This is a genomic window from Paenarthrobacter sp. NPDC092416, from assembly GCF_044755025.1.
GTDB lineage: Bacteria > Actinomycetota > Actinomycetes > Actinomycetales > Micrococcaceae > Arthrobacter.
Window position 1 is genome coordinate 595,196 of record NZ_JBIVQG010000002.1, and the last position, 20,816, is coordinate 616,011.

At 63.5% G+C, this 20,816-nt stretch carries 15 protein-coding genes; 13 read left to right on the top strand and 2 right to left on the bottom strand.

Going from position 1 to position 20,816, the window contains the following annotated elements; genetic code table 11:
- Nucleotides 1-222: 222 nt before the first annotated feature.
- From ACIQC5_RS06790 to ACIQC5_RS06810, 5 genes are all read left to right on the top strand, one after another.
- Nucleotides 223-1,257 (top strand): ABC transporter permease, encoded by a 1,035-nt coding sequence (locus tag ACIQC5_RS06790; protein WP_400279775.1) that lies wholly within the window; start codon nt 223-225, stop codon nt 1,255-1,257.
- Nucleotides 1,258-1,285: 28 nt separating this feature from the next.
- Nucleotides 1,286-2,209, top strand: coding sequence for a carbohydrate ABC transporter permease (locus ACIQC5_RS06795; protein WP_400279777.1), 924 nt, complete (start codon nt 1,286-1,288; stop codon nt 2,207-2,209).
- A gap of 67 nt (nt 2,210-2,276) precedes the next feature.
- Nucleotides 2,277-3,938 carry a sugar ABC transporter substrate-binding protein gene (locus ACIQC5_RS06800; RefSeq protein WP_400279779.1) on the top strand — a complete coding sequence of 554 codons (1,662 nt, stop codon included), beginning with the start codon at nt 2,277-2,279 and terminating at the stop codon, nt 3,936-3,938.
- A 159-nt stretch (nt 3,939-4,097) separates the two neighbouring features.
- The gene (locus ACIQC5_RS06805; RefSeq protein ID WP_400279781.1) at nt 4,098-5,171 is read left to right on the top strand and encodes a LacI family DNA-binding transcriptional regulator; all 1,074 of its coding nucleotides are present in this window, start codon (nt 4,098-4,100) and stop codon (nt 5,169-5,171) included.
- Between the two features lie 17 nt (nt 5,172-5,188).
- Complete coding sequence (locus ACIQC5_RS06810; RefSeq protein ID WP_400279783.1) at nt 5,189-6,382, top strand: Gfo/Idh/MocA family protein; 1,194 nt, start codon at nt 5,189-5,191, stop codon at nt 6,380-6,382.
- A 66-nt stretch (nt 6,383-6,448) separates the two neighbouring features.
- Here the strand turns inward: ACIQC5_RS06810 and ACIQC5_RS06815 are convergent, their stop codons facing one another.
- Complete coding sequence (locus tag ACIQC5_RS06815) at nt 6,449-7,366, bottom strand: LysR family transcriptional regulator (RefSeq protein WP_400279785.1); 918 nt, start codon at nt 7,364-7,366, stop codon at nt 6,449-6,451.
- A gap of 109 nt (nt 7,367-7,475) precedes the next feature.
- Here ACIQC5_RS06815 and tdh point away from each other — a divergent pair, with 109 nt between their 5' ends.
- The 4 genes from tdh (at nt 7,476) to hutI (ending at nt 12,305) form a co-directional block, all read left to right on the top strand.
- Nucleotides 7,476-8,522, top strand: a complete 1,047-nt coding sequence (gene tdh / locus ACIQC5_RS06820) for an L-threonine 3-dehydrogenase (protein WP_400279787.1) — start codon at nt 7,476-7,478, stop codon at nt 8,520-8,522.
- Nucleotides 8,523-8,568: 46 nt separating this feature from the next.
- Nucleotides 8,569-9,762, top strand: coding sequence for a glycine C-acetyltransferase (locus ACIQC5_RS06825; protein ID WP_400279790.1), 1,194 nt, complete (start codon nt 8,569-8,571; stop codon nt 9,760-9,762).
- A gap of 195 nt (nt 9,763-9,957) precedes the next feature.
- Nucleotides 9,958-11,055 carry an NAD(P)/FAD-dependent oxidoreductase gene (locus tag ACIQC5_RS06830; protein ID WP_400279792.1) on the top strand — a complete coding sequence of 366 codons (1,098 nt, stop codon included), beginning with the start codon at nt 9,958-9,960 and terminating at the stop codon, nt 11,053-11,055.
- Nucleotides 11,056-11,066: 11 nt separating this feature from the next.
- Nucleotides 11,067-12,305 (top strand): imidazolonepropionase, encoded by a 1,239-nt coding sequence (gene hutI, locus ACIQC5_RS06835; protein WP_400279794.1) that lies wholly within the window; start codon nt 11,067-11,069, stop codon nt 12,303-12,305.
- Nucleotides 12,306-12,389: 84 nt separating this feature from the next.
- Here hutI and ACIQC5_RS06840 read toward each other — a convergent pair whose 3' ends face one another.
- Nucleotides 12,390-16,700, bottom strand: a complete 4,311-nt coding sequence (locus tag ACIQC5_RS06840) for an endo-alpha-N-acetylgalactosaminidase family protein (RefSeq protein ID WP_400279796.1) — start codon at nt 16,698-16,700, stop codon at nt 12,390-12,392.
- Between the two features lie 364 nt (nt 16,701-17,064).
- Between ACIQC5_RS06840 and ACIQC5_RS06845 the strand changes: the two genes are divergently transcribed.
- Genes ACIQC5_RS06845 through ACIQC5_RS06860 form a run of 4 tightly spaced genes read left to right on the top strand, consistent with a single transcriptional unit; the run spans nt 17,065 to nt 20,794 of the window.
- Nucleotides 17,065-17,982, top strand: a complete 918-nt coding sequence (locus tag ACIQC5_RS06845) for an SIS domain-containing protein (protein WP_400279798.1) — start codon at nt 17,065-17,067, stop codon at nt 17,980-17,982.
- Nucleotides 17,983-17,991: 9 nt separating this feature from the next.
- Entirely contained in the window at nt 17,992-19,005 is a 1,014-nt protein-coding gene (locus ACIQC5_RS06850; RefSeq protein ID WP_400279800.1) for an ROK family protein, read from the top strand.
- On the top strand, nt 19,002-19,958 hold the full coding sequence (locus tag ACIQC5_RS06855) for a 1-phosphofructokinase family hexose kinase (protein WP_400279802.1): 957 nt from the start codon (nt 19,002-19,004) through the stop codon (nt 19,956-19,958). The genes ACIQC5_RS06850 and ACIQC5_RS06855 overlap by 4 nt, the downstream gene beginning before the upstream one ends.
- The gene (locus tag ACIQC5_RS06860; protein ID WP_400279804.1) at nt 19,940-20,794 is read left to right on the top strand and encodes a class II fructose-bisphosphate aldolase; all 855 of its coding nucleotides are present in this window, start codon (nt 19,940-19,942) and stop codon (nt 20,792-20,794) included. Before ACIQC5_RS06855 ends, ACIQC5_RS06860 begins: the two co-directional genes overlap by 19 nt.
- Nucleotides 20,795-20,816: the final 22 nt, after the last annotated feature.

Consider the following 20,816-nt stretch of genomic DNA (forward strand, 5'->3'; position numbering starts at 1 on the left):
CTGGTGCGAACGGCGGCAACGGGTGCGGGCCCGTCGGATATACGTGCCCCATCAATCTTAGTGGTGCCGGACACATCGCCGGAGAATGATGAAAACTGATTTCTAATCAGAGTTTCAATCATGATCTTGCAAATGAGATGGTCGTCACTTATGGTTTGTTAAACGGTTAACGAGCGTGGCTTGAATCACATGTGGTTCTTGCTCAGCACTTGAGGAGACAGTATGAACTCGACGACGGAACAAGCTCCGGCCCTGCCGGAAGCGCGCCGAGTCCCGGAGCCAAGGGCAGGCAAACCCGCGGCAGCCGGCCAGCGGAAACGCAAGGGCGGCCAGGCGCCGAAGCAAAGCTTCCGGTCGAGGCTCCGGCGCGACAAGCAGATGCTGCTGATGATGCTGCCTGGCGTGGCGTTCCTGCTGCTCTTCTTTTACATTCCGATCCTCGGCAACGTCATCGCGTTCCAGGACTACCAGCCATACCTCGGCATCGGCGACAGCCTGTTTGTGGGTTGGCAGAACTTCGTGGATCTCTTCGGCAATCCCGACTTCATCCACGCTTTCTGGAACACCTTGTACCTGGCGGCCTGGCAGTTGGTCTTCCTCTTCCCGGTGCCGTTGGTGCTTGCCCTGATCGTGGATTCCCTGATCAGCACCCGGGTCCGCAGGATTTTCCAGAGCATCGCCTACCTGCCGCACTTCCTGTCCTGGGTGCTGGTGATCGCGTTCTTCCAGCAGATGCTGGGCGGTGCGGGCTTCGTCAACAACCTGCTCCGCGACATGGGCATGGACCCGATTCCGTTCATGACAAATCCAGAGACCTTCCCCGTCATGGTGGTAGTCCAGATGATCTGGAAGGACGCCGGCTGGGCCATGATCATCTTCCTGGCCGCGCTGGCCAGCATCGATGCCTCTCTCTACGAGGCCGCTGCCGCTGACGGTGCAGGCCGCTGGCGCCGTATGTGGCACATCACCCTTCCCGGTCTCCGGCCGGTGATTGTCCTGCTCCTTATCCTGCGCATTGGTGACATCCTCTCAGTCGGATTCGAGCAATTTATCCTGCAGCGCGACGCCGTGGGCGCCGGTGCGGCCGAGGTCTTGGACACCTTCACGTATTACACCGGCGTAGTCGGTGGCGGCTGGAGTTCGGGTGCGGCTGCAGGTCTGGCGAAGGGCGTGGTGAGTGCCCTGCTGATCTACGGAGCCAACAAGCTTGCACACCGCTTTGGCGAAGACGGAATTTTTGCAAAGAAGGTCGGCTAGCCTCGCGGCGGCCGCACAAGGAGACCCCATGGCAACAACACTTTTCACCAGGAAACCCCGGGAGCTTAGCTACAACCCCAAGCGCCCGGTGTGGAAGGAAAAGCCTTCCGCGCTCTACCAGACGGTCAAAGCAGTGGTCTTGATCGTGTTCAGCTTGTCCATCCTCACCCCTATCCTGCTGGTTGTCTCCACGTCCCTCGCGGACACGGAGCAGCTGGTCAAAGCGGGCGGCTTTGTGCTCTGGCCGGAGCGCCCAACCCTGGAGGCCTACGCCACCATCTTCAAAGGGCCCATGGTGCTGCAGTCGCTCGGGGTGAGCCTGCTCGTCACGGCCGTGGGTACCATTCTGGCGTTGTTCGTCACCATCACCATGGCGTATGCCACCAGCCGTCCGGTGTTGTTTGGGCGCCCCGTGGTCCTCGCCGTCCTTTTCACGCTGCTGTTCGCACCTGGCCTCATCCCGTCATTCCTGATGATCCGCCAGCTTGGCTTGTTGGACTCGTTGTGGTCGCTGATCCTGCCCGGCATCTTTGGTGCGTTCAACTTTGTGGTGATGCGCTCGTTCTTCATGAACATCCCGGGCGAGCTGATTGAAAGCGCCAGGATCGATGGCGCCAACGACTGGCAGATCCTGTGGAGGATCGTCATGCCGCTGTCCAAAGCCGTGATCGCCGTCGTCGGCTTGTTCTATGCCGTTGGCTTCTGGAACTCCTTCTTCAACGCACTGCTGTACATCAACGACCACAGCAAATGGCCCATCCAGCTGCTGCTCCGCAACTTTGTTGTCCAGGGGAGCGGCGCTGCGGACCAACTGGGAATCACTACCTCGCCCCCTCCGCAGTCCATCCAAATGGCCGTTGTGGTGGTGGCGCTCGTCCCCATCCTGATGGTTTACCCGTTCCTTCAGAAGCACTTTGCCAAGGGCGTCATCACCGGCGCCGTGAAGGGCTAGCCGCAAGGGCCAACCCACAAGAACTGCACTACCAACCATGAAGAAAATAACCAGAAAGGGTTATGCCATGACGAGCACTACCTCAGGACAGGCTGGATTCAGCCGCCGCGGCTTCCTCGGCCTCGCGGGCCTGGCCGTCACCGCCGTCGGTCTGTCCGCTTGCGGTGGTGGCGGAGCTTCCAGCAGCGGAGGCGCCGCTGCCTCCGCCACGGTGAAGCTGCCCACCTACAAGGAATTCACCGGTGTGACTCCGGACATCGCAGGCAACGCCAAGGGCCTGCAGGCCGGCTACTTCAAACTGCCCACCGCCGTGCAGTCCGTGAAGACGCCGCCGCTCAAGGGCAAGGTCACCGGCCTGACCGAGACGTTCGACACCATGAGCCCGGGATTGAAGGACAATCCGTTCTGGCAGCGGCTTAATGCCAAGCTCGGCGGCGACCTTGAACTGCAGATCGCCGAAGACATCGGTGACGGATACCCGGCCAAATTCGCCACCGTCCTGGCCAGTAACGACCTGCCTGACATGATGTGGGTTCCGCCAAACCAGGGCATTCCCAACGTCGGTCCCATGCTTGAAGCCAAGTTCCAAGACCTGACGCCTTACCTCTCAGGGGACGCAGTCCTCGAGTACCCCAACCTGGCCGCACTCAAGCCGGATTCCTGGAAGACCGCCGTCGTGAACGGCAAGATTTGGGGAGCGCCCATCCCCAGCACCCCGTTCGGCCAGGTCTACTTGGGCAACCACGATGTCTGGGCAGAAGTAGGCGGCTTCGAAGCGGCCAGCGCAGACGAATTCCTGGAGAAGGCCAAGGAACTGACGCGGCCGGGCGACCAGAAGTACGCCCTGGAACCGGCTTACATCAACGCCCTCCACATGGTGACGGAATGGTTCGGAGCCCCGAACAGCTGGGCCGTGAACCAGGACCGCACCCTTACGCACCTCTACGAAACCGATGAATATGCCGCAGGCGTGGAATTCACCGCCAAGATGTTCGCAGCCGGCGTGTTCTACCCGGATTCGAAGGCCACGGATATCCGCTCCCGCGTTGCCAATGGCAGCGTGGCCGCACAGGTGGTGGTTGGCCCGCACGACATCCGCAGCTACCGTGCCCTGAACAAGCAGACCAAGTTCGACGTCCTGATCCCGTTCAGCGCCGACGGCAAGGTCAAGCCGACCTACGACATGGGCTACGGCACCGTTGGTTTCACACCGTTCAAGAAGGCCGAAGAAGGCAAGATCCGCGAACTTCTCGCGCTGATCAACTACCTGTCGGCTCCGTTCGGCACGGTGGAGTATATGCAGAAGAACTTCGGCGAGCTGGGCCAGGACTACTCCATTGACGCTGCGGGTAACCCGGCCCGAACCGAGACCGGAACCACCAACGCACCCGGCCTGGTCTCGGCGCTGAACATCATGTCCAGCCCGGAAAACGTCATCTTCAACCCCGGCTTCGACGACGACACACGATACGTCAGCCAGCAGGAAGAGAAGCTGCTCGAGTTGGCCTGGCGCAACCCGACCAACGGGTCGTACTCGGACACCAACGCCAAGGTGGGAGCCAAAATCACCAAGCAGCTCCGCGACAAGGTGGTGGATATCATCACCGGCCGCGCCAAGATCGACGAGCTCAAGGATGCCGTCAAGCGCTGGAAGAGCGAAGGCGGCGACAAGATGCGCGACGAATACCAGGCAGCACTGGACCCGGCAGCTCCGGTCTTCAAGAGCTAACTCCACGTTGTGGGGCCTGCTCTGCGCGTCGCGGAAGTCTCCGGACACGCAGAGCAGGCCTCTCAACCCAACCTCATCCGGCACGTAAGAATGACACAACAAAGCGGGCTCACTCCCCGCCGAACAGGTTCACACCGAACAACCACACCAGGGGGAAACATGGCAAAAGCGAGTAGCACGGGAGTCAGGCCCACCATCCGAATGGTGGCCGAACTTGCCGGTGTTTCAACTGCCACGGTTTCCTACGTGTTGTCCGGTCGTCGCGGGGATGGTGGACCAGGCGTTTCGGACCCGACGGCGGAAAAGGTCAAGGCGGCTGCGGAGCGGCTGGGGTACCGGCCCAATCAGGCGGCCCGCGCTATCCGGACCGGCCGGACCAACACGGTGATCCTTTCGCTGACCATGCTGTCCGATCCGTGGTCGCTGTCTGTGATTGAGGCGGTGCAACGGGCTGCGGCGCCGTACGGGATCACACCGATGATCCTTGGCGACGCCGATTGGGTCAAGGTTCTGGGCACTCACAACGCCGATGCCGTGTTCGTGGACGCTGTGCGCGAAGAACAGCGGGATGCTCTCAGGCGGCTGGCTGAACACGGGACCACGCTGGTGGTTTTCGACGAAGAGCTCGAGGCTGAGCAGTTCGACGTCATCCGTTCCATCGCCGGGCCGGGCTGCCGCATGGCGGTGGAGCATTTGCTGCATGGGCATCGCAAGATCGCGTGCTTGACCCCGACTACGTCAGCCGGCACGTCCGGCGGGAGCCGGTACCGGGCCTATTCCGAAGCACTCGCGGACGCCGGAGTTCCGGAGCGGGAGGACTATGTTGGCCTGTTCGATGGAACCACGGCCGGCGCCTACGCAGCAGCCATGCGGTTGCTGAGCATGGCGGACCGGCCCACCGCCATTTACGCCACCACGGATTTCGCGGCCGTCAGCGCGGTCAACGCCGCTCAGCGGCTGGGCCTGGTAGTGGGCAAGGACGTGGACATCATCGGTGTGGGCAACACGGTTGAAGGGGAGCGGATGACGCCGTCGCTTAGCACCGTTGGTCCCGTGGATTTCTTCGACAAGCTTGCGCGCTTGCTCCTGCAGCGGGCGAGCGGCCAGGACGCAGTGCCCAACCAGCGGCTGGCGGGTGGCGACACAGGATCCCCGCTGGTCCTGGACTTCCCGTGGCACTTGTTCGTGCGCGAATCGGCGCCACATCGTAGCGCCGCAACCAGACTTTATTAAGAAACAGCAGAAGGAAATTGCACACCATGGAAAAGGATTTGAAGGTCGGCATCGTGGGTTTTGGCCTGCGTTCGGGGCTGTGGAAGCACGCCCACAAGCCGGGCCAGGGCTCTGAGGTCACGATTGTTTGTGACCTGAGCGAACGTGGACGCGCGGATGCAACGGAGCGGATCCCAACGGCCAAAGTCACGGCCGACCTCGAGGAACTGCTGGCCAGTGGTATCGACGCCGTACTGGTGCTGACCCCGGACAACCAGCACGCCGCCGTCGCGGTCCGCACGCTGAAGGCGGGTATCCCGACGTTCTGCGAGAAGCCGCTGGACGTGACGCTGGACGCCGCCGACCTTATTTTGCAGACGGCTTACGAGACCGGAACCCGCCTGTACGTTGGGCACAACATGCGTCACATGCCGGTTGTAGTACAGATGCGCCAAATCATCGAGGACGGCAGGATCGGCGAAGTTAAGGCGATCTGGTGCAGGCACTTCGTGGGCAACGGTGGCGACTACTACTTCAAGGACTGGCATGCCCAGCGCGCCAATGTCACGTCACTTCTCCTGCAAAAGGGTGCGCACGACATCGACGTCATCCACTGGCTGGCCGGCGGTTACACCAAGCGAGTCGCCGCCGTCGGTGATCTTGCGGTCTATGGCGATGTCACCAACCGCAGCAACAACGAGGGCAAGCGCATGGGCGAATGGTTCTCCGTGGACAACTGGCCGCCCACTGAGCAGAAGGACCTGGCCGAGGTGATCGACGTCGAGGATATTTCCATGATGAACATGGTCCTGGACAACGGTGTGTTGGCCTCATACCAGCAGTGCCATTTCACGCCGGATTACTGGCGGAACTACACCATCATTGGCACCAAGGGCCGGATCGAGAACTTTGGCGACGGCCCGGGGGAGACCATCAACGTGTGGACCAGCCGGACCTCGGGCTTCGCGGCACCGGACGAGGTCATCGAGATCCAGGATGGCGAAGGTGGCCACGGCGGTGCGGATCCGCGCCTGATCGAGGAATTCCTACGCTTCGCTTCGGAGGGCGGCCAGACCCAGACCAGCCCGATCGCGGCGCGCCAGGCGGTGGTGGCTGGCATCCTCGCCGCGGAATCGCTGCGTAGCGACGGTTCGGCTCGTGAAGTGCCCGCGCTTCCGGAAGGGCTCGTGGAGTACTTCGACGCCGGTCAGCCGGCCTTGGTCCGCGACTGACCCAACTGAGTCGCACTTAAGCGCGTTTTGGCGGCTCAAAACGTGCTTAACTGCGACCTAGTTGGGTTAACGCGGCCCCGAAAGCCCGGTCATGACGGTTTGAAGTGACTCGCAAACCGTCATGACCGATTTCCGCTTAAGCGTCTCCGGGCGGGCCAGGATGTCGATCTTTCGCACGGAATTCACGCCGGCCAAAGGGCGCAGCACCACACCTGCGTCCAGCACCCGCCGCGCCGTAAACCGCGGCAGCAGCCCGATCGCGCCTCCGGCCGAGACCAGCGCGGCAACCGTCGAGTAGTCGTTGATACGGTGTAACACCTCAGCGGGCCTGCCGCTCACGGCGACGACGGCGGCCAGGACGTCCGCGGGCGAGTACCCATCGCGGCTGGTCACCCAGGGTTCATCGACGACGTCGGACGGCTCCAGTTCGCGCCTGGACGCCAACGGGTGATCCGCTGGAAGCGCGATGTCCAGTGGTTCGTCAGCGAGCGGAATGACGGCCACTTTGTCCTCGGGCCATGGCGGGCTGTTGTCCATCCGGTGCGCTAAAACCAGGTCGTACCGCGCTGCCAACCCCGGAAAGTCCTCCTGAGCCACGTCCTCATCCGACAGCCGCAGACGAGGCGACTTGCCGCCGTCGGACGCCAACAAGGCCGCCAACGGCGCGAACAGCGCCTGCCCGGCACTATGGAAGGCGCTGACGCTCACGGGCGCGTCGGGAGCGTCGTGGTACGCGCCGATCGCCGCCCGCGCATCCGCCATGGCGTTCACGACGGCGGCACCCGCCTCGGCGAGGACACGGCCTGCGTCGGTCAGCACCAAGGCCCGGCCCTCCTTTCGTGTCAACGGCACGTCCACCGACTTCTGCAGGAGGGCAAGCTGTTGCGAAACCGCCGAGGGAGTGACCATGAGAGTCTCCGCTACGGCCTTCACACTTCCGAGGTCACCGAGTTCCCTAAGCATCTGCAGCTGATGGATTTCCATTAGCAAATCCTAAATCGTTGATTGAGAAGAATCTAGTTGTGCTAAATCGTGGGCGGCGCTCTAATGGACTCAGCAGCAGTGAAGCAGCGCCTAGGCAGTGAGGAATCCCATGAAGGCTCTCTACAAATCCGGACCGCACGCAGGGTTCGAACTCGTCGACCGTCCCGAGCCCGAGGCCGGCCCCTCCGACGTCAAAATCCGCGTCATGACCACCGGCATCTGTGGCACCGACCTCCACATCCAGAGCTGGGACGCCTGGGCCCAAAGCATCATTGAAGCACCCCTGATCGCAGGCCACGAGTTCTACGGTGAAGTAGTGGAAATCGGGGAGGATGTCCGGGACGTAAAGGTGGGGGACAGGGTTTCCGGCGAAGGCCACGTGGTCTGCGGAATCTGCCGCAACTGCCGCGCCGGCCGCCGCCAGATGTGCATCCACACGGTCTCCGTCGGCGTGCAGCGCGATGGTGCGTTTGCCGAATACGTCGTCATCCCGGAGACCAACGTCTGGGTCCACCACGACGAATCCGTCACCCCTGAACTCGGCGCCATCTTTGACCCCTTCGGCAACGCCGTCCACACCGCCCTCAGCTTCCCGCTCGTCGGCGAAGACGTGCTCATCACCGGCGCCGGACCCATCGGTCTCATGGCCATCGCGGTCGCCCGCCATGCCGGTGCCCGCAAGATTGCCATCACAGACGTGTCCGCCCCGCGCCTCGAACTGGCCCGCCAGATGGGCGTGGACCTCGCCGTCGACGTGTCCAGGATGCGTGTCCGCGAAGCGCAGCAGGAATTGGGCATGCGCGAAGGGTTCGACATCGGCCTGGAAATGTCCGGGCACCCCACCGCGCTGCCTGAGATGATCGACAACATGAACCACGGCGGCCGCATTGCCATGCTGGGCCTTGCCAGCCAGTCCATCGACATCGACTGGGGCAAAGTGGTTACCCACATGCTCACGCTCAAGGGCATCTACGGCCGCGAGATGTTCGAGACCTGGTACGCCATGAGCGCCATGCTGTCCTCCAACCCCGTTCTGCACCGGAGTATTTCCGCCGTCGTTACCGACAAGCTGTCCGCAGCCGATTGGGAAAAGGGCTTCGAGATCGCCCGGAACGGCACCGGCGGCAAAGTGGTCCTCGACTGGACTGAACTGTAACCGTCCACTACGCACCGGCCGACTTTAGCTACACAAGGAGCACCCCATGTACTCAGCCATCAAAGACCAACTGCAGGGCGAACTGGACGAGATCCGCAGCGCCGGCTTGTTCAAGACCGAACGCCATATCGATTCCCCGCAAGCCAGCCACATCGCTGCCGGCCAGCTCGGCCAGCCCGCCAACAAGGTCCTGAACTTCTGCGCCAACAACTACCTTGGCCTCGCTGACCACCCGGACATCATTGCGGCAGCAAAGTCCGCCATGGACGAGCGTGGTTTCGGCATGGCGTCCGTCCGCTTCATCTGCGGCACCCAGGACCTCCACTTGGAACTTGAGTCCCGTGTGTCCAAGTTCCTGGGCACAGAGGACACCATCCTCTTCTCCAGCTGCTTCGATGCCAACGGCGGCGTGTTCGAGTCGCTGTTCGGCCCTGAGGATGCGATCATTTCGGACTCACTGAACCACGCGTCCATCATTGACGGCATCCGCCTGAGCAAGGCCAAGCGCTTCCGCTACGCCAACCAGGACATGGCCGACCTCGAGGCCAAGCTCGTTGAAGCCGAGGGCTCGCGCCGCAAGATCATCGTTACGGACGGCGTCTTTTCCATGGACGGCTACCTCGCGCCGCTCGAGGCCATCTGCGACCTCGCCGAAAAGCACGACGCCTTGGTCATGGTTGACGATTCCCACGCCGTCGGCTTCATGGGCTCCACCGGCGCCGGCACCCCGGAGCACGCTGGCGTTTCTGAGCGCGTAGACATCTACACGGGGACCTTCGGCAAGGCACTCGGTGGAGCGTCCGGTGGTTACGTTTCCGGTCGTGGCGAGATCGTTGCCATGCTCCGCCAGAAGGCACGCCCGTACCTGTTCTCCAACTCCCTCGCCCCGGCCATCGTTGCTGCCACCATCAAGGCGATCGAGCTCGTCCAGGAATCCGGCGAACTCCGCACCCGACTCTTCGAAAACGCTGCCCTGTTCCGCCGTCGGATGAGCGAGGAAGGCTTCGAACTCCTCGACGGCGAGCACGCCATCATCCCCGTGATGTTCGGCGACGCCGTGGTGGCTGCGCGCGTGGCTGATGAAATGCTCAAGAACGGCGTGTTTGTCACGGCTTTCAGCTTCCCCGTCGTGCCGAAGGGCGTGGCCCGCATCCGCGTTCAGCTATCCGCTGCGCACAGCACGGACGACGTCGAAGCGTGCGTTCAGGCGTTCGTCAAGAGTCGCGCCGCGGTCGCCTAGGCAAAACGCTCACTCACGTCCCACCCCCATTTGGGCAACCCTCTGTCACGTCCCCCGGGTTTTGACCGGACGCTGTTTCAGGTCCCGCGGAGGGGCGCCCGAAAACGGTAGGGATGTGGGAGAGGGTTGCCCGAAAGCGGTGGGGATGTGGGAGAGCGACTGTCCGCACCCACCGCCGTCTGAAAGGATGGGGCCATGGCTTCGAATTATGACGTGGTAATCGTTGGCGGCGGGATCGCCGGGCTGTCCTTGGCTTCGGCCCTCGCAGGGAAATGCTCAGTTGCACTCGTGGAGGCCGAGCAAACCCTTGCCTTTCACACGTCCTCACGGTCGGCTCGGCAGCTCATTCCCAGCTATGGGCCGCCCGTGGTTCAGGATCTGACCATCCGGACGTTGGAGATGCTGGCGGCACGGGATGCCCAAGCAGCGGAGCCGATCCTGACACCCCGCGGCTTCATGCTGGTGGGTGACGCGGAAACTGTGCGCGCCGAGGCCAGCGGCAATATGCACCCCATCACCCACGATGAGGCAATGCACCTTTGTCCGGCCTTGAATCCCGATTCGTTCACAGCAGCAGGGCTGGATAACGGGTCCTTCGGCTGCAACGCCCCTCTGTTGCTCGACGAGCACCGCAGGACTGCCGAAGCTGCAGGCGTGGACATCATCACCGGTGCCAAGGTGCACTCGGCCCAGCGGTTGGGGAGTGGCTGGCAGCTGGGCGCCGGCACCGAAGGGTTCCAGTCCGCCGTCGTGGTTAATGCGGCAGGTGCGTGGGCTGACGAACTGGCGGTCATCAGTGGCGTGGAGAAGCTGGGACTCCAGCCCTTCCGGCGGACGGCCGCGATTGTGAACGTAGAGAACCCTCTCACGCCGGACACGCCCATGGTGTGTGCCGCAGATGACAGTTTCTACTTCCGCGCCGAGGGCAGCCAAGTGCTGATTTCGCCGTCGGAAACGGTGCCGAGCGGAGCCGAGGACGCAAAACCTTACCCGGGGGACGTAGAGAAGCTGGTCACCAAGCTCAACGACGTGACGTCTCTGGGAATCCGCTCGGTGGACCGTGCCTGGACCGGTTTGAGGACCGAGGCCGCGGATGGTGTGCCGGTGGTGGGTTTCGACGCCGAAGCGACCGGGTTCTTCTGGCTCGCCGGGCAGGGCGGGTACGGTTTTCAGACCTCGTCGGCCATCGCCGAGCTGGCCGCGGGGCTGATCCTGGGGTCGGTAGAGCGGGACAGTCCGGAATCCCGGACAGCGGAGCAGCTTGCCGCAGTGCGCTGGTCCATCCGGCGCTGAACAATAGGGTCATGAGCGGAATCACGAACGAGCGCAATGGCAGCACACTGATCGCCAACATCGGCGAACTGATGACCCAAGACCTGGAGCATCGGGTTCTCAAGGACGCAGCCATTGTCTTTGAAGGCGAACGCATTTCCTGGATCGGCTCCAGCTCGGACGCTCCCGCAGCCGACAACAAGATCGACGCCGAGGGTCGCGCCGTCCTGCCGGGCTGGGTTGATTCGCACTCCCACCTTGTTTTCGCCGGTGATCGCACCGCTGAGTTTGAGGCCCGGATGGCAGGACAGAGCTACAGTGCCGGAGGGATCGCTGTCACCACGGGCGCCACGCGCAGTGTCAGCGACGACGAACTTGCCCGCCTGGTGCGGGACCGCGTGGCCGAGGCAGTCGGGCAGGGCACCACGTATCTTGAGAGCAAGACCGGCTACGGTTTGGACGTCGACAACGAGGCCCGCAGCGCCCGCATCGCCGCGGCAGAAGTGGATGAGGTCACCTACCTGGGCGCCCATCTGGTACCAGCCGGTTCCGACGCTGAGGAGTACACGGACTTGGTGTGCGGCCCCATGCTCGACGCCGTCCTGCCATATGTCCGCTGGGCGGACGTGTTCTGCGAGCGCGGCGCGTTCACGGAGGATCAGTCGCGCCGGGTCCTGACGGCGGCCCGGAATGCGGGCCTTGGATTGCGGGTCCACGGCAACCAGCTGGGCGAGGGGCCAGGTGTGGCGTTGGCCGTGGAGTTCGGCGCGGCGAGCGTGGACCATGTGAATTACCTATCGGACAAGGACATCGCGGCGCTCGCGGAAACGTGGACCGGCTGGGACCCGGCAACGGGGGTTGGCACAAAGGGCACGGTCGCGACGTGTCTGCCCGCCTGCGACCTTTCCACCCGTCAGCCTCTCGCGCCGGGACGGCAACTGATCGACGCCGGGGTGCAGATCGCCCTTGCCGCCAATTGCAATCCGGGTACGTCGTACACCAGCTCCATTGCTTTCTGCGTCACCACGGCGGTCCTCCAGATGCACCTCAGCGTTCACGAGGCCGTCCGGGCGGCGACGTACGGTGGCGCCTTGGCGTTGGGTCGGGAGTCCGGGAACGACGTCGACGGCGAACGGGCGGTGGGTTCGCTTGCCGTCGGACATCGCGCTGACCTGCACATGCTGAAGGCGCCGTCTGCGACGCATTTGGCGTACCGCCCGGGTATCCCGATGACGCATTCTGTGTGGCGGGCCGGCGTGCGGGCTGTCTGAGTCGAAAGGCATAACGAGACACGAAAAAGAGGTGCGGTGTTCCGGTTGGAACACCGCACCTCTTTCATTCAGGGATGACAGGGACTAGGCGCACGTGAACTTCGCGTCTGCCCAATCACCCCAGTCGTCGCCGGCGTCGTCACCGTTTTTGTCGGCGATCAGCTCGACGTTCTGGACACCGGTGATGTCCACGTTGAGGGGTAGTGCGGCAGAGTCGGCGCTAAGGACGGGGGTCCGTAGCAGTTCGCGTCCATCGCCCTTGACGATGAACACCACTGAGCCGTGGAGTCCCTTGTTCAGCTTGGCGTCATCGACGCCCACTACCGCAGTAAAGGCGCTGCACTTTGCTTGTGTGGCGATGCTGACCTTGGAGTCGGCGTGAACGCCGATTCCTTTCGGATAGACGACGCCGTCAAGCCGCAGTGCGGGTCCGTCGCCAGCGTTCTGCTCACCGTTGGCGTGGTCGCGCTCGGCGGGTCCCCAGCCGTTGGTGCTGCCGGTCCAGGGCAGGTCCGAGGCGAAGACGGTGCCTTGCAGGACGGTTGCGGGCGGTTCCTGGGCTGTGGAGGAGCAGGTGAACTTGGCGTCTGCCCAGTCGGCGTGGTCGTTGCCGTTGGAATCGCCGGCGTCGTCGGCCACGAGCTCCACGTACTGGGCGCCGGTGATGTCCACCGTGAGTGGCAGGGGAGCGCTGGTGGCACCCAATACCGCCGTGGTCACCTTGGTGGTGCCGTCAGCAACAACGGAGAACTTCACACTTCCACGCGTTGACTGGGCGTCGTCGATGCCCACAGTGGCTGTAAAGGCCGTGCAGTAGCCGCCGAGGTAGTATCGGACGTTGCCGTTGGCATGCGCTCCCAGGCCTTTGGCGTAGACCGTGCCGCTCAGTTTGAGCGGCGTGCCGTCGCCGGCACCGGTTCCACCATTGGACTGGTCTTTTTCCACCGGTCCCCAGCCGTTCGTTGCGCTGACCCAGGGGTGGTCGCTGGCGAAAACGGTGGTCTGAGGAGGCTTGGGGAGAGTGCGCACAGTGGACGTGGTGCTGATGGTGCGGCCGCCCACGGGATCTGCGGTGGTGATGTAGCTCGCGGTCGCCTTGATCGGGTAGTCGCCGTCGGCCGAGGCCGGTGCAATGATCTTCCACGTAGTGACCAACTGTCCGCCGGCAGGGAGGGTTGCAGCCGTTGCAGATGTGGACGGGGTTGCTGTCCAGCCCTGGGGCAGTTCAAGCGAGACGGCGAGTCCGGTGATAGCGGCCGGTTCGTCGGATACGAACGTGGTGACAAAGTCCTGTGCTTTGCCCTGCTGGATCACGTCGCCTTGGAGGGCGGCCGTGAGCTGGGCGCAAGCGGGAACGGCTTCCGAGGCGCCGAGGTCTTCCACGAGGAGGTTGTCCAGGGTGAAATCGGAGCCGTTGGCGCTTCCGGTGCGCTGCAGTCCCACAAAGTAATCTCCACAGAAGCCGGTGTCCAGCGTTTGCTCGAACCGGCTAGTGGAGGTCTTCGCCTCGATCGCCTGGCTGCCCGTCACCGCGGGACCTGCCTGCGAGTCATAGCCGGAAACCCAGGCGTACTGGCCTGCCTTGGAGTTCTGGTAGTCGAAGGAGATCTTGTACTTGTGGCCGGCCTGGAAGGGAACTGTTGCCTCGGTGGTGCGGTACACCATGCCGGGGCCGCCGTCGGGTGCACGGTTTTCGTCGTGGGCGATGAGCGACCACGTGCCGCCCAACACTTCGTCGATCACGTTGGTGTGCCAGCCCTTCTGGGTGAAGGGTTCGCGGCGTTCGGTGATGTGGGTGCGGGGGTCGGTGGAGCCGCCGGCGTCGCCCTTGACGAACGGACCCCAGCCCTGGTCCACGTTTTCGAAGTCTTCGCTCAGGATGCCGGTGGTGGCGACTCGGGTGGTCTTCACCGCCCGGAGGTCGTCGACGCGTACCGTGGCGTCGCCGTCGGCCGCTGTGATGGTGACGGTTGCTTTCGTGTCATCGGCGGGAACGTCCAGCAACACCCGGACCCGCTGGAACCCGGTGCCGTGCTTCTCATCGCCTGCCACGTAGTTTTGGGCGTTCGATGAATCGATAGTGATGCTTTCGCTCTTGCCGTTGATGTCCACGGACAACGTGGTGGGCCGGATCTTCCCGTCCTGGATTTCCACCCACGCGCTGATTGACTGCGTTCCGGCGTCGAGCTTCACTTCCTGGCTGATGGACGACGGCGCCGCCCCCAGCTCGGCGAAGCGGCGGCCTTTGTCGTCGCGAACCTGGGTGACGGTCCCGGCGGGGTTCCACGGTGCAAGGTCTGCGCCGTTGAATCCGGGGTCGGTGAAAGCGGTGCCTTCGCCGAACCTCGCCGTGGCGGGCAAGGCGGCGCTGTTGTTCTTTGGTGCAAGGACGTAGGGCTGTTTGGGGTCTGCAGTGACGGTGACCTGCCCGTTGACCACAGGAACGTCGGCCACCTTGACCCGGCCGTTGTCGGTCAGCTTGAAGAGTTCCAGGGAGCTGGATGTGGCGAATTCCTTGGTGAGCGTCCAGGCGCTGGTTCCGCCAGTGGGGTTGTAGTGGTAGAGCTTGTCAGTCTTGCCGTCGTCCTTGGAGGACCAGGGCAGCAAGTAGGTTCCGCCCTGGAGTACCGACGCTCCGGCCACCGTGATGTTGCGTTCGGCTGGCGTGTTTCCAGTGACGGCCACGCCATCAGCGAGGTCGATGCGTTCGGGGGTCCACTTGGTGATCTGGTGGTGCTGGAGGAACTTCGCGGGCACGTTGGCGGTCCAGACGTTCTCGCTGAAAGCGTTGAAGTCGTTCTGTCCGGTCCAGCCTTCGAACTCCACAATGTGGCTCACGCCGAGCTTGGGGTCCGGGTTCCAGACGTCTGACTGGGTGTTGTTGATGAAGCGCAGGATCTGGGAGTTGATGCCCTTGTTGGTGGATCCGCCGTATTTCTCATCATTGGCCCAGTGCGACCACGTGTTGTTTCGGGACAGGTGGTCCGCCCATTCCGAGCCGACCCGGAAGCCGTTTTTCACGAGTTCCTGCTGGAGGCGTTGGGCGAGCCATCCGAACTCGTAGTAGACGTCCACATAGACGAAGTCCAGGTTCTTGTCCGTGGCTTCGCGTAGTTCTTTGATGCGTTGGGCGAGCTTGCCGGAGTTGATGTCCTCTCGCTGGTTGATGTAGTAGGACTGGTCCAGCCAGTTCCACCCCAGTCCTTTGTCAGCACGCAGCAGGTCTTCGCTGAACGACTTGGCCTCAGGATAGATCTCGGTGGCGTTGATGTGGACGCCGAAGCTGGCGTTCCAGTCCTTGCCTTCCTTTACCAGCTTGTTCAGGTCCTCGAGCCCACCGGCGCGGGTGTTGAAGTTGTTCCCGTAGTCGGTGTTCGCGGAGTCGTGGCCCTCGCTGGTGTAGCCCTTGAGCATGGCCACTTGGCCGAGGCCGTCAGTAGCGAGTGCGATGCGCTTGACGTCATCCAGCGTGCGGAGGAAGGGGTGCGTTGCTTGGGAGGCAAAGTTGAACGGGATGTGCGTGATGACGTTGTCCGGGGTCTGTTCGCCCTTGTTGGGGCTGACCTGGATTGACCGCATGGCGATTGCCGCGTCCTGCCAGTCCACGCCGCCGTCGGCGTTGGCGTCGGCGGTAATGGCCACACGGGTCCAAGGGAGTTCCTCCGTGGTGGCCGAACCTTCGGCACGGTAGAGCCATTGGCCGCTGGCCACGCCTACGGAGACGCCGCCGGCGCCGTCGCTGACGGCTTTGCGCCAGAAACGGCCGCGGTCCTTCGAGCCCGGGCCCGATGACGTGTCGTAGAGCGCGTTGGACTCCAGCGCCGCACCCAGTTGGGCCGTGTTGGCCAGGGCATAGGCCGAGCTTTTGGCGACAGTATCCAAGGGGGTGGCAGCGGTGACCGGTGTGAACTCGTCACCTGTAACCGCCCGGTCTACTGAGAGGTTGGCTGTGGACACCTGGGCGCCGGGTTGCGTGGAGGCCACGGAGACCAGGTTCATCCGGGGGAGTTGGATGGTCTTGACCCGGAATTCGTCGGAGTCTTTGATCTCCGTGACGTTGAAGGAGACCACGTTCTTCTTCACCGCAAGCCGGGCGTTGATCACAGTGTTGCCGAAGCCTGGGACGGTCAAGACGTAGTCCATTGCGTCATCCCCGGATGCGGTCGAGCTCGCGGTGACGTCGTATTCGACGCCGTTGATGGTGATGGTGGCGAGCCGCTCGGCAGTTCCGTTGAGCCGGGCTTTGGTGGCGCGGTCCGTGTAGCCGAGGACCTGAGGGAAGGTGGTGGAAACGTCGACGCTGAGTTGGCCTGATGTGATGGTGGCAGTGTCGGCGGCGCTGACCGTCCCTGCCACGTGCGCGGGAACCGCCGCAACAGCGGGTTGGATGGCCAAAAGGCCTAATGATGATGAGGCGACAACGCAGGCCAAACTCAACGAGGCGATGCGTCTTGGGGATGACAAGCCGGGCATTATGCTCCTTCTTGATTTTTGCAAGCTATTTACGATCATGTTCTTGCGGACTCGTCTAACACTGCTGCATGAGACAGAAGTTGACAAGAGTTAACGAAAAATTAGACATAGGGAACAAAAAGCAACACGGATTCGCTCATTTGCCAGAGTCCATGCGAACCGCGAGCTGGTGCGGATGTCTGGGGTCCGCCCGCAGCGACAGATGATCCTTGTGAGATTGAAAATGATCGTTTAGTGTTTCTATAGATCACAAAACGTCATTGCTATAGCGGGAGTGGAACACACGATGAGCGACAACACACTGGGTGCCTTCATGGAGGAAGAGCTGGTTTCCCAGCCCGAGGTTTGGCAGCGCGCCATCGAGCAAGCATCTGCCGAGCGGTTGCTTCCGGCCGACGGACAGCGCATCGCGGTCATCGGCTGCGGGACCTCCTGGTTCATGGCCCAGAGCTACGCTGCGGCCCGCGAATCCGCGGGCAAGGGCGTGACCGATGCGTTTGCAGCGTCGGAGGCTTTCCTGAACAGCAACAGTGCCGGTCGCCAGTACGACGCCGTTGTGGCTATTACGCGGTCCGGAACCACCACTGAGGTGCTGGAGATTCTGGCTGAGCTCAAGGGCATCGTCCCGACCGTTGCGATCATTGGCGACACCGCCTCGCCGATCATCCACCTGGCCGACACGGTGATCGGACTGCCCTACGCGGATGAGCGTTCCGTGGTGCAGACCCGGTTCGCCACCACGGCCCTTGTGTACCTGTTGGCGAGCCTCGGCATTGACCTGCAGCAGGCCATCGCGGATGCCGCCCCTGCGGTGACCGCTCCGGTAGCCCAGGAACTCCTTGACGCTGAGCAGTTCACGTTCCTTGGCACTGGGTGGACCGTGGGTCTGGCCCACGAAGCAGGCTTGAAGATGCGCGAAGCCGTCCAGGGCTGGACCGAGTCCTACCCGGCCATGGAATACCGCCACGGCCCCATTTCCATTGCAGCACCGGGCCGCGTGACGTGGTTGTTCGGCGATCAGCCCGAAGGCCTGGACAACGACATGGCCGTTACGGGCGCCCTCTACATTCACACTGACAAGCACCCGCTCGCTGAACTGGCCCGTGTCCACAAGGTCACCCTGGAGCGTGCACGCGTCCGGGGCCTGAATCCGGACCTGCCGCGCAACCTGACGCGCTCCGTCATTCTCGACGCATCCGCCTAGGTAGCTGTCATGGTTCTCGGAGCCGCTGAAGCAGCAGTGCTGGCCTTTGATGTCGGCGGTACGGACATCAAAGCCGGCCTGGTGGACGCCGCCGGCCAGGTTCTGGGGATGCGACGCGTCCCAACTCCGCTCGACGCCGCTCGCCCGGCCGAGGCCATCCTCGACAGGCTCGCCGAGTTGGCCGGAGAGCTGGCCGCCGAATTCCCGGACATCCCGGCAAGGGCAGCGGGCGTGATTGTTCCCGGAATCGTGGACTCAATCGCTGGCATAGGCATCTACTCGGCGAATCTTGGGTGGCGCAACTTCCCCTTCACCGCCGAAGCCGAAAAACGGTTCGGCGTCCCTGTCGCCTTCAACCATGATGTCCGTTCCGCCGCTGCTGTGGAGCACCAATTCGGCGGCTCCAAGGACTTCGACGACGTGGTGGTCATGGTGGTTGGCACGGGCATCGCCGCTGCGGTTTTCTCCGGCGGCGAGGCCGTGACCGCGGGAGGTTTCGCAGGTGAACTGGGCCATGCACTGGTACCGGATCCCGACGCCGGTCAAGGCAGCAACGGAGCCACCATCCTCGAAGCAGTGGGTTCTGCAGGGGCCATTGCCAAGCGGTACAGCGCGAAGTCCGGAACCGCCGTCGATGGCGCCCGGGACGTACTGGCGCGCGCCACCTCCGGTGATGAGCTCGCAGCGCGCATCTGGGCTGACGCCGTGGACGCACTGGCGTTCACTATCTGCCAGTGCGTGAACATCATTGGTACCGAGGCTGTGGTCATTGGGGGCGGACTCGCTGAAGCCGGCGACGACCTGCTGGAGCCACTGCGTGCCCGGGTGAACGGGATTCTGGACTTCCAGCGCCGTCCGCTCATCATGCAGGCGCAGCTCGGCCAGGATGCGGGCCTGCTGGGGGCAGCGCTGAACGCGCGGCGGCTCCTTAGCCCGGCACAGCCCACCCCGGCACAGCCCAACTCCGCACAGCCCAAACCTCTGAACACAGCCACAGCGGGTTCCCGTGGAGGCGCACGATGAACCGGATCGTGACGGTTACTCCCAACCCGGCCATCGACATGACCTACACGGTGCACGGGATCACCGAGGGCGCCAGCCACAGGGTCCCCACACCCATCAGCCGTGCTGGCGGCAAAGGGTTGAACGTGGCCCGCGTTGCCCACCAGGTTGGCTACCCGGTCCTGGCGATAGCTCCTACCGGCGGAGCTGCCGGACAGACCCTGGCCGCAGAACTCTGGACCAGCGGTGTGCCCCACACCCTCGTGGCGGTGGCCGCCGAGACGCGCCGCAGCATCGCGCTGGTCGATACCGTCGCCGGCGAAACCTCAATCTTCAATGAGGAAGGCCAGGCGCTCCTGGCAGACGATTGGCGCTCGCTGACCGCCGCCGTCGTCGATGCTGTCCGGGGTGGCGACGGCGAAGCCCCGGCCGCGGTGTTGGTGGGCTCCGGCAGCCTGCCGCCCAATGCGCCGAGCGATTTCTACCCGTCTCTGGTGCGTCTTGCCCACAACGCCGGGATCCCGGCGATCATCGATACCTCTGGCCCGGGCATCATCGCCGCCGCGCAAGCCGGTGCCGATGTCCTCAAACCCAACCACCACGAGCTCGCGGAAGCTACGGGCGAAGACAGCCTGGAGGACGCCGCGCTGTCACTGATTGCGATGGGCGCCAGGACGGTGCTCGTTAGCGCCGGCGCGGACGGCATGCTCGCCTTCGACCATGCAGCCCCGGGTGGCTACTGGAGTGCCCGCCTTCCCGAGCCGCTGAGCGGCAACCCCACTGGGGCGGGCGACGCCGGTGTGGCGGCTGCCGCCGTCGCCCTCGCCGAAGGCATCACCGAGCCCCGTGAGATTCTCCGCCGAGCCACCGCTTGGTCCGCAGCGGCCGTGCTCATGCCCGCAGCCGGAGAGATCTCTCCGCAGTACCGGGACCTCGAACAACAACTGATCGTCACATGGAAGGAGACCCGGTGACCCTGGTCAACACTCGGGAATTGATGGACAGGGCCGCGGCCGGCGGCACCGGCCAAGGCGCATTCAACATCATCCACGTGGAAACGGCTGAAGGACTGGTGGCTGGAGCTGAGGCGGCCGGCGTTCCCCTGATCCTCCAGATTTCCGAGAATTGCGCCAAGTACCACGGAGGACTGGAGCCCATCGCGGCGGCAGCCCTGGCGATTGCCCGCGATGCCGCAGTGCCGGTGGCCCTCCACCTGGACCATGCGGAATCGGAAGACCTCGCGCTTGCCGCCGTGGACCTGGGATTCGGGTCCGTGATGTACGACGGCGCGCACTTGCCGTATGAATGGAACGTCGAAGTGACCCAGCGCGTCGCCCGCTACGCCCATGATCGCGGAGTATACGTTGAAGCCGAACTCGGAAAAGTGGGCGGCAAGGATGGGGCGCACGCTCCCGGTGTTCGGACCGACCCGGCGGAAGCATTGGCTTTCGTCGAGGCAACAGGGGTGGATGCGCTCGCCGTGGCAGTGGGCTCATCCCACGCCATGACGGAAAGGAGTGCGTCGCTGGACCTGCATTTGATCTCCAGACTGAAAGGCGCGGTCGGAAAACCGCTGGTCCTGCACGGCTCCTCCGGCGTCACAGACGAGATGCTCGTAGCCGCTATCGGCGCCGGTATGACTAAGATCAACGTATCCACACATTTGAACGGGTTCTTTACCCGCGCCGTCCGTGAGTACCTCGATGCCAACCCTGCAGTGGTGGATTCCCGGAAGTACATCCAGGCCGGCCGGGACGCCCTGGTGCTGGAATCCGCACGATTGCTGACGCTGTTCGCGAAAGCGAAATAGCAAGACTCCGCGAAAGGCTAGT

Excerpts from the sequence above, each read along its gene's own strand:
- ACIQC5_RS06790 (WP_400279775.1), top strand. The coding sequence starts at position 223 with ATGAACTCGACGACGGAACAAGCTCCGGCCCTGCCGGAAGCGCGCCGA.
- ACIQC5_RS06815 (WP_400279785.1), bottom strand. The coding sequence starts at position 7,366 with ATGGAAATCCATCAGCTGCAGATGCTTAGGGAACTCGGTGACCTCGGA.
- ACIQC5_RS06830 (WP_400279792.1), top strand. The coding sequence starts at position 9,958 with ATGGCTTCGAATTATGACGTGGTAATCGTTGGCGGCGGGATCGCCGGG.
- ACIQC5_RS06845 (WP_400279798.1), top strand. The coding sequence starts at position 17,065 with ATGAGCGACAACACACTGGGTGCCTTCATGGAGGAAGAGCTGGTTTCC.
- ACIQC5_RS06805 (WP_400279781.1), top strand. The coding sequence starts at position 4,098 with ATGGCAAAAGCGAGTAGCACGGGAGTCAGGCCCACCATCCGAATGGTG.
- ACIQC5_RS06800 (WP_400279779.1), top strand. The coding sequence starts at position 2,277 with ATGACGAGCACTACCTCAGGACAGGCTGGATTCAGCCGCCGCGGCTTC.
- ACIQC5_RS06825 (WP_400279790.1), top strand. The coding sequence starts at position 8,569 with ATGTACTCAGCCATCAAAGACCAACTGCAGGGCGAACTGGACGAGATC.
- ACIQC5_RS06855 (WP_400279802.1), top strand. The coding sequence starts at position 19,002 with ATGAACCGGATCGTGACGGTTACTCCCAACCCGGCCATCGACATGACC.
- tdh (WP_400279787.1), top strand. The coding sequence starts at position 7,476 with ATGAAGGCTCTCTACAAATCCGGACCGCACGCAGGGTTCGAACTCGTC.
- hutI (WP_400279794.1), top strand. The coding sequence starts at position 11,067 with ATGAGCGGAATCACGAACGAGCGCAATGGCAGCACACTGATCGCCAAC.
- ACIQC5_RS06860 (WP_400279804.1), top strand. The coding sequence starts at position 19,940 with ATGGAAGGAGACCCGGTGACCCTGGTCAACACTCGGGAATTGATGGAC.
- ACIQC5_RS06795 (WP_400279777.1), top strand. The coding sequence starts at position 1,286 with ATGGCAACAACACTTTTCACCAGGAAACCCCGGGAGCTTAGCTACAAC.
- ACIQC5_RS06850 (WP_400279800.1), top strand. The coding sequence starts at position 17,992 with ATGGTTCTCGGAGCCGCTGAAGCAGCAGTGCTGGCCTTTGATGTCGGC.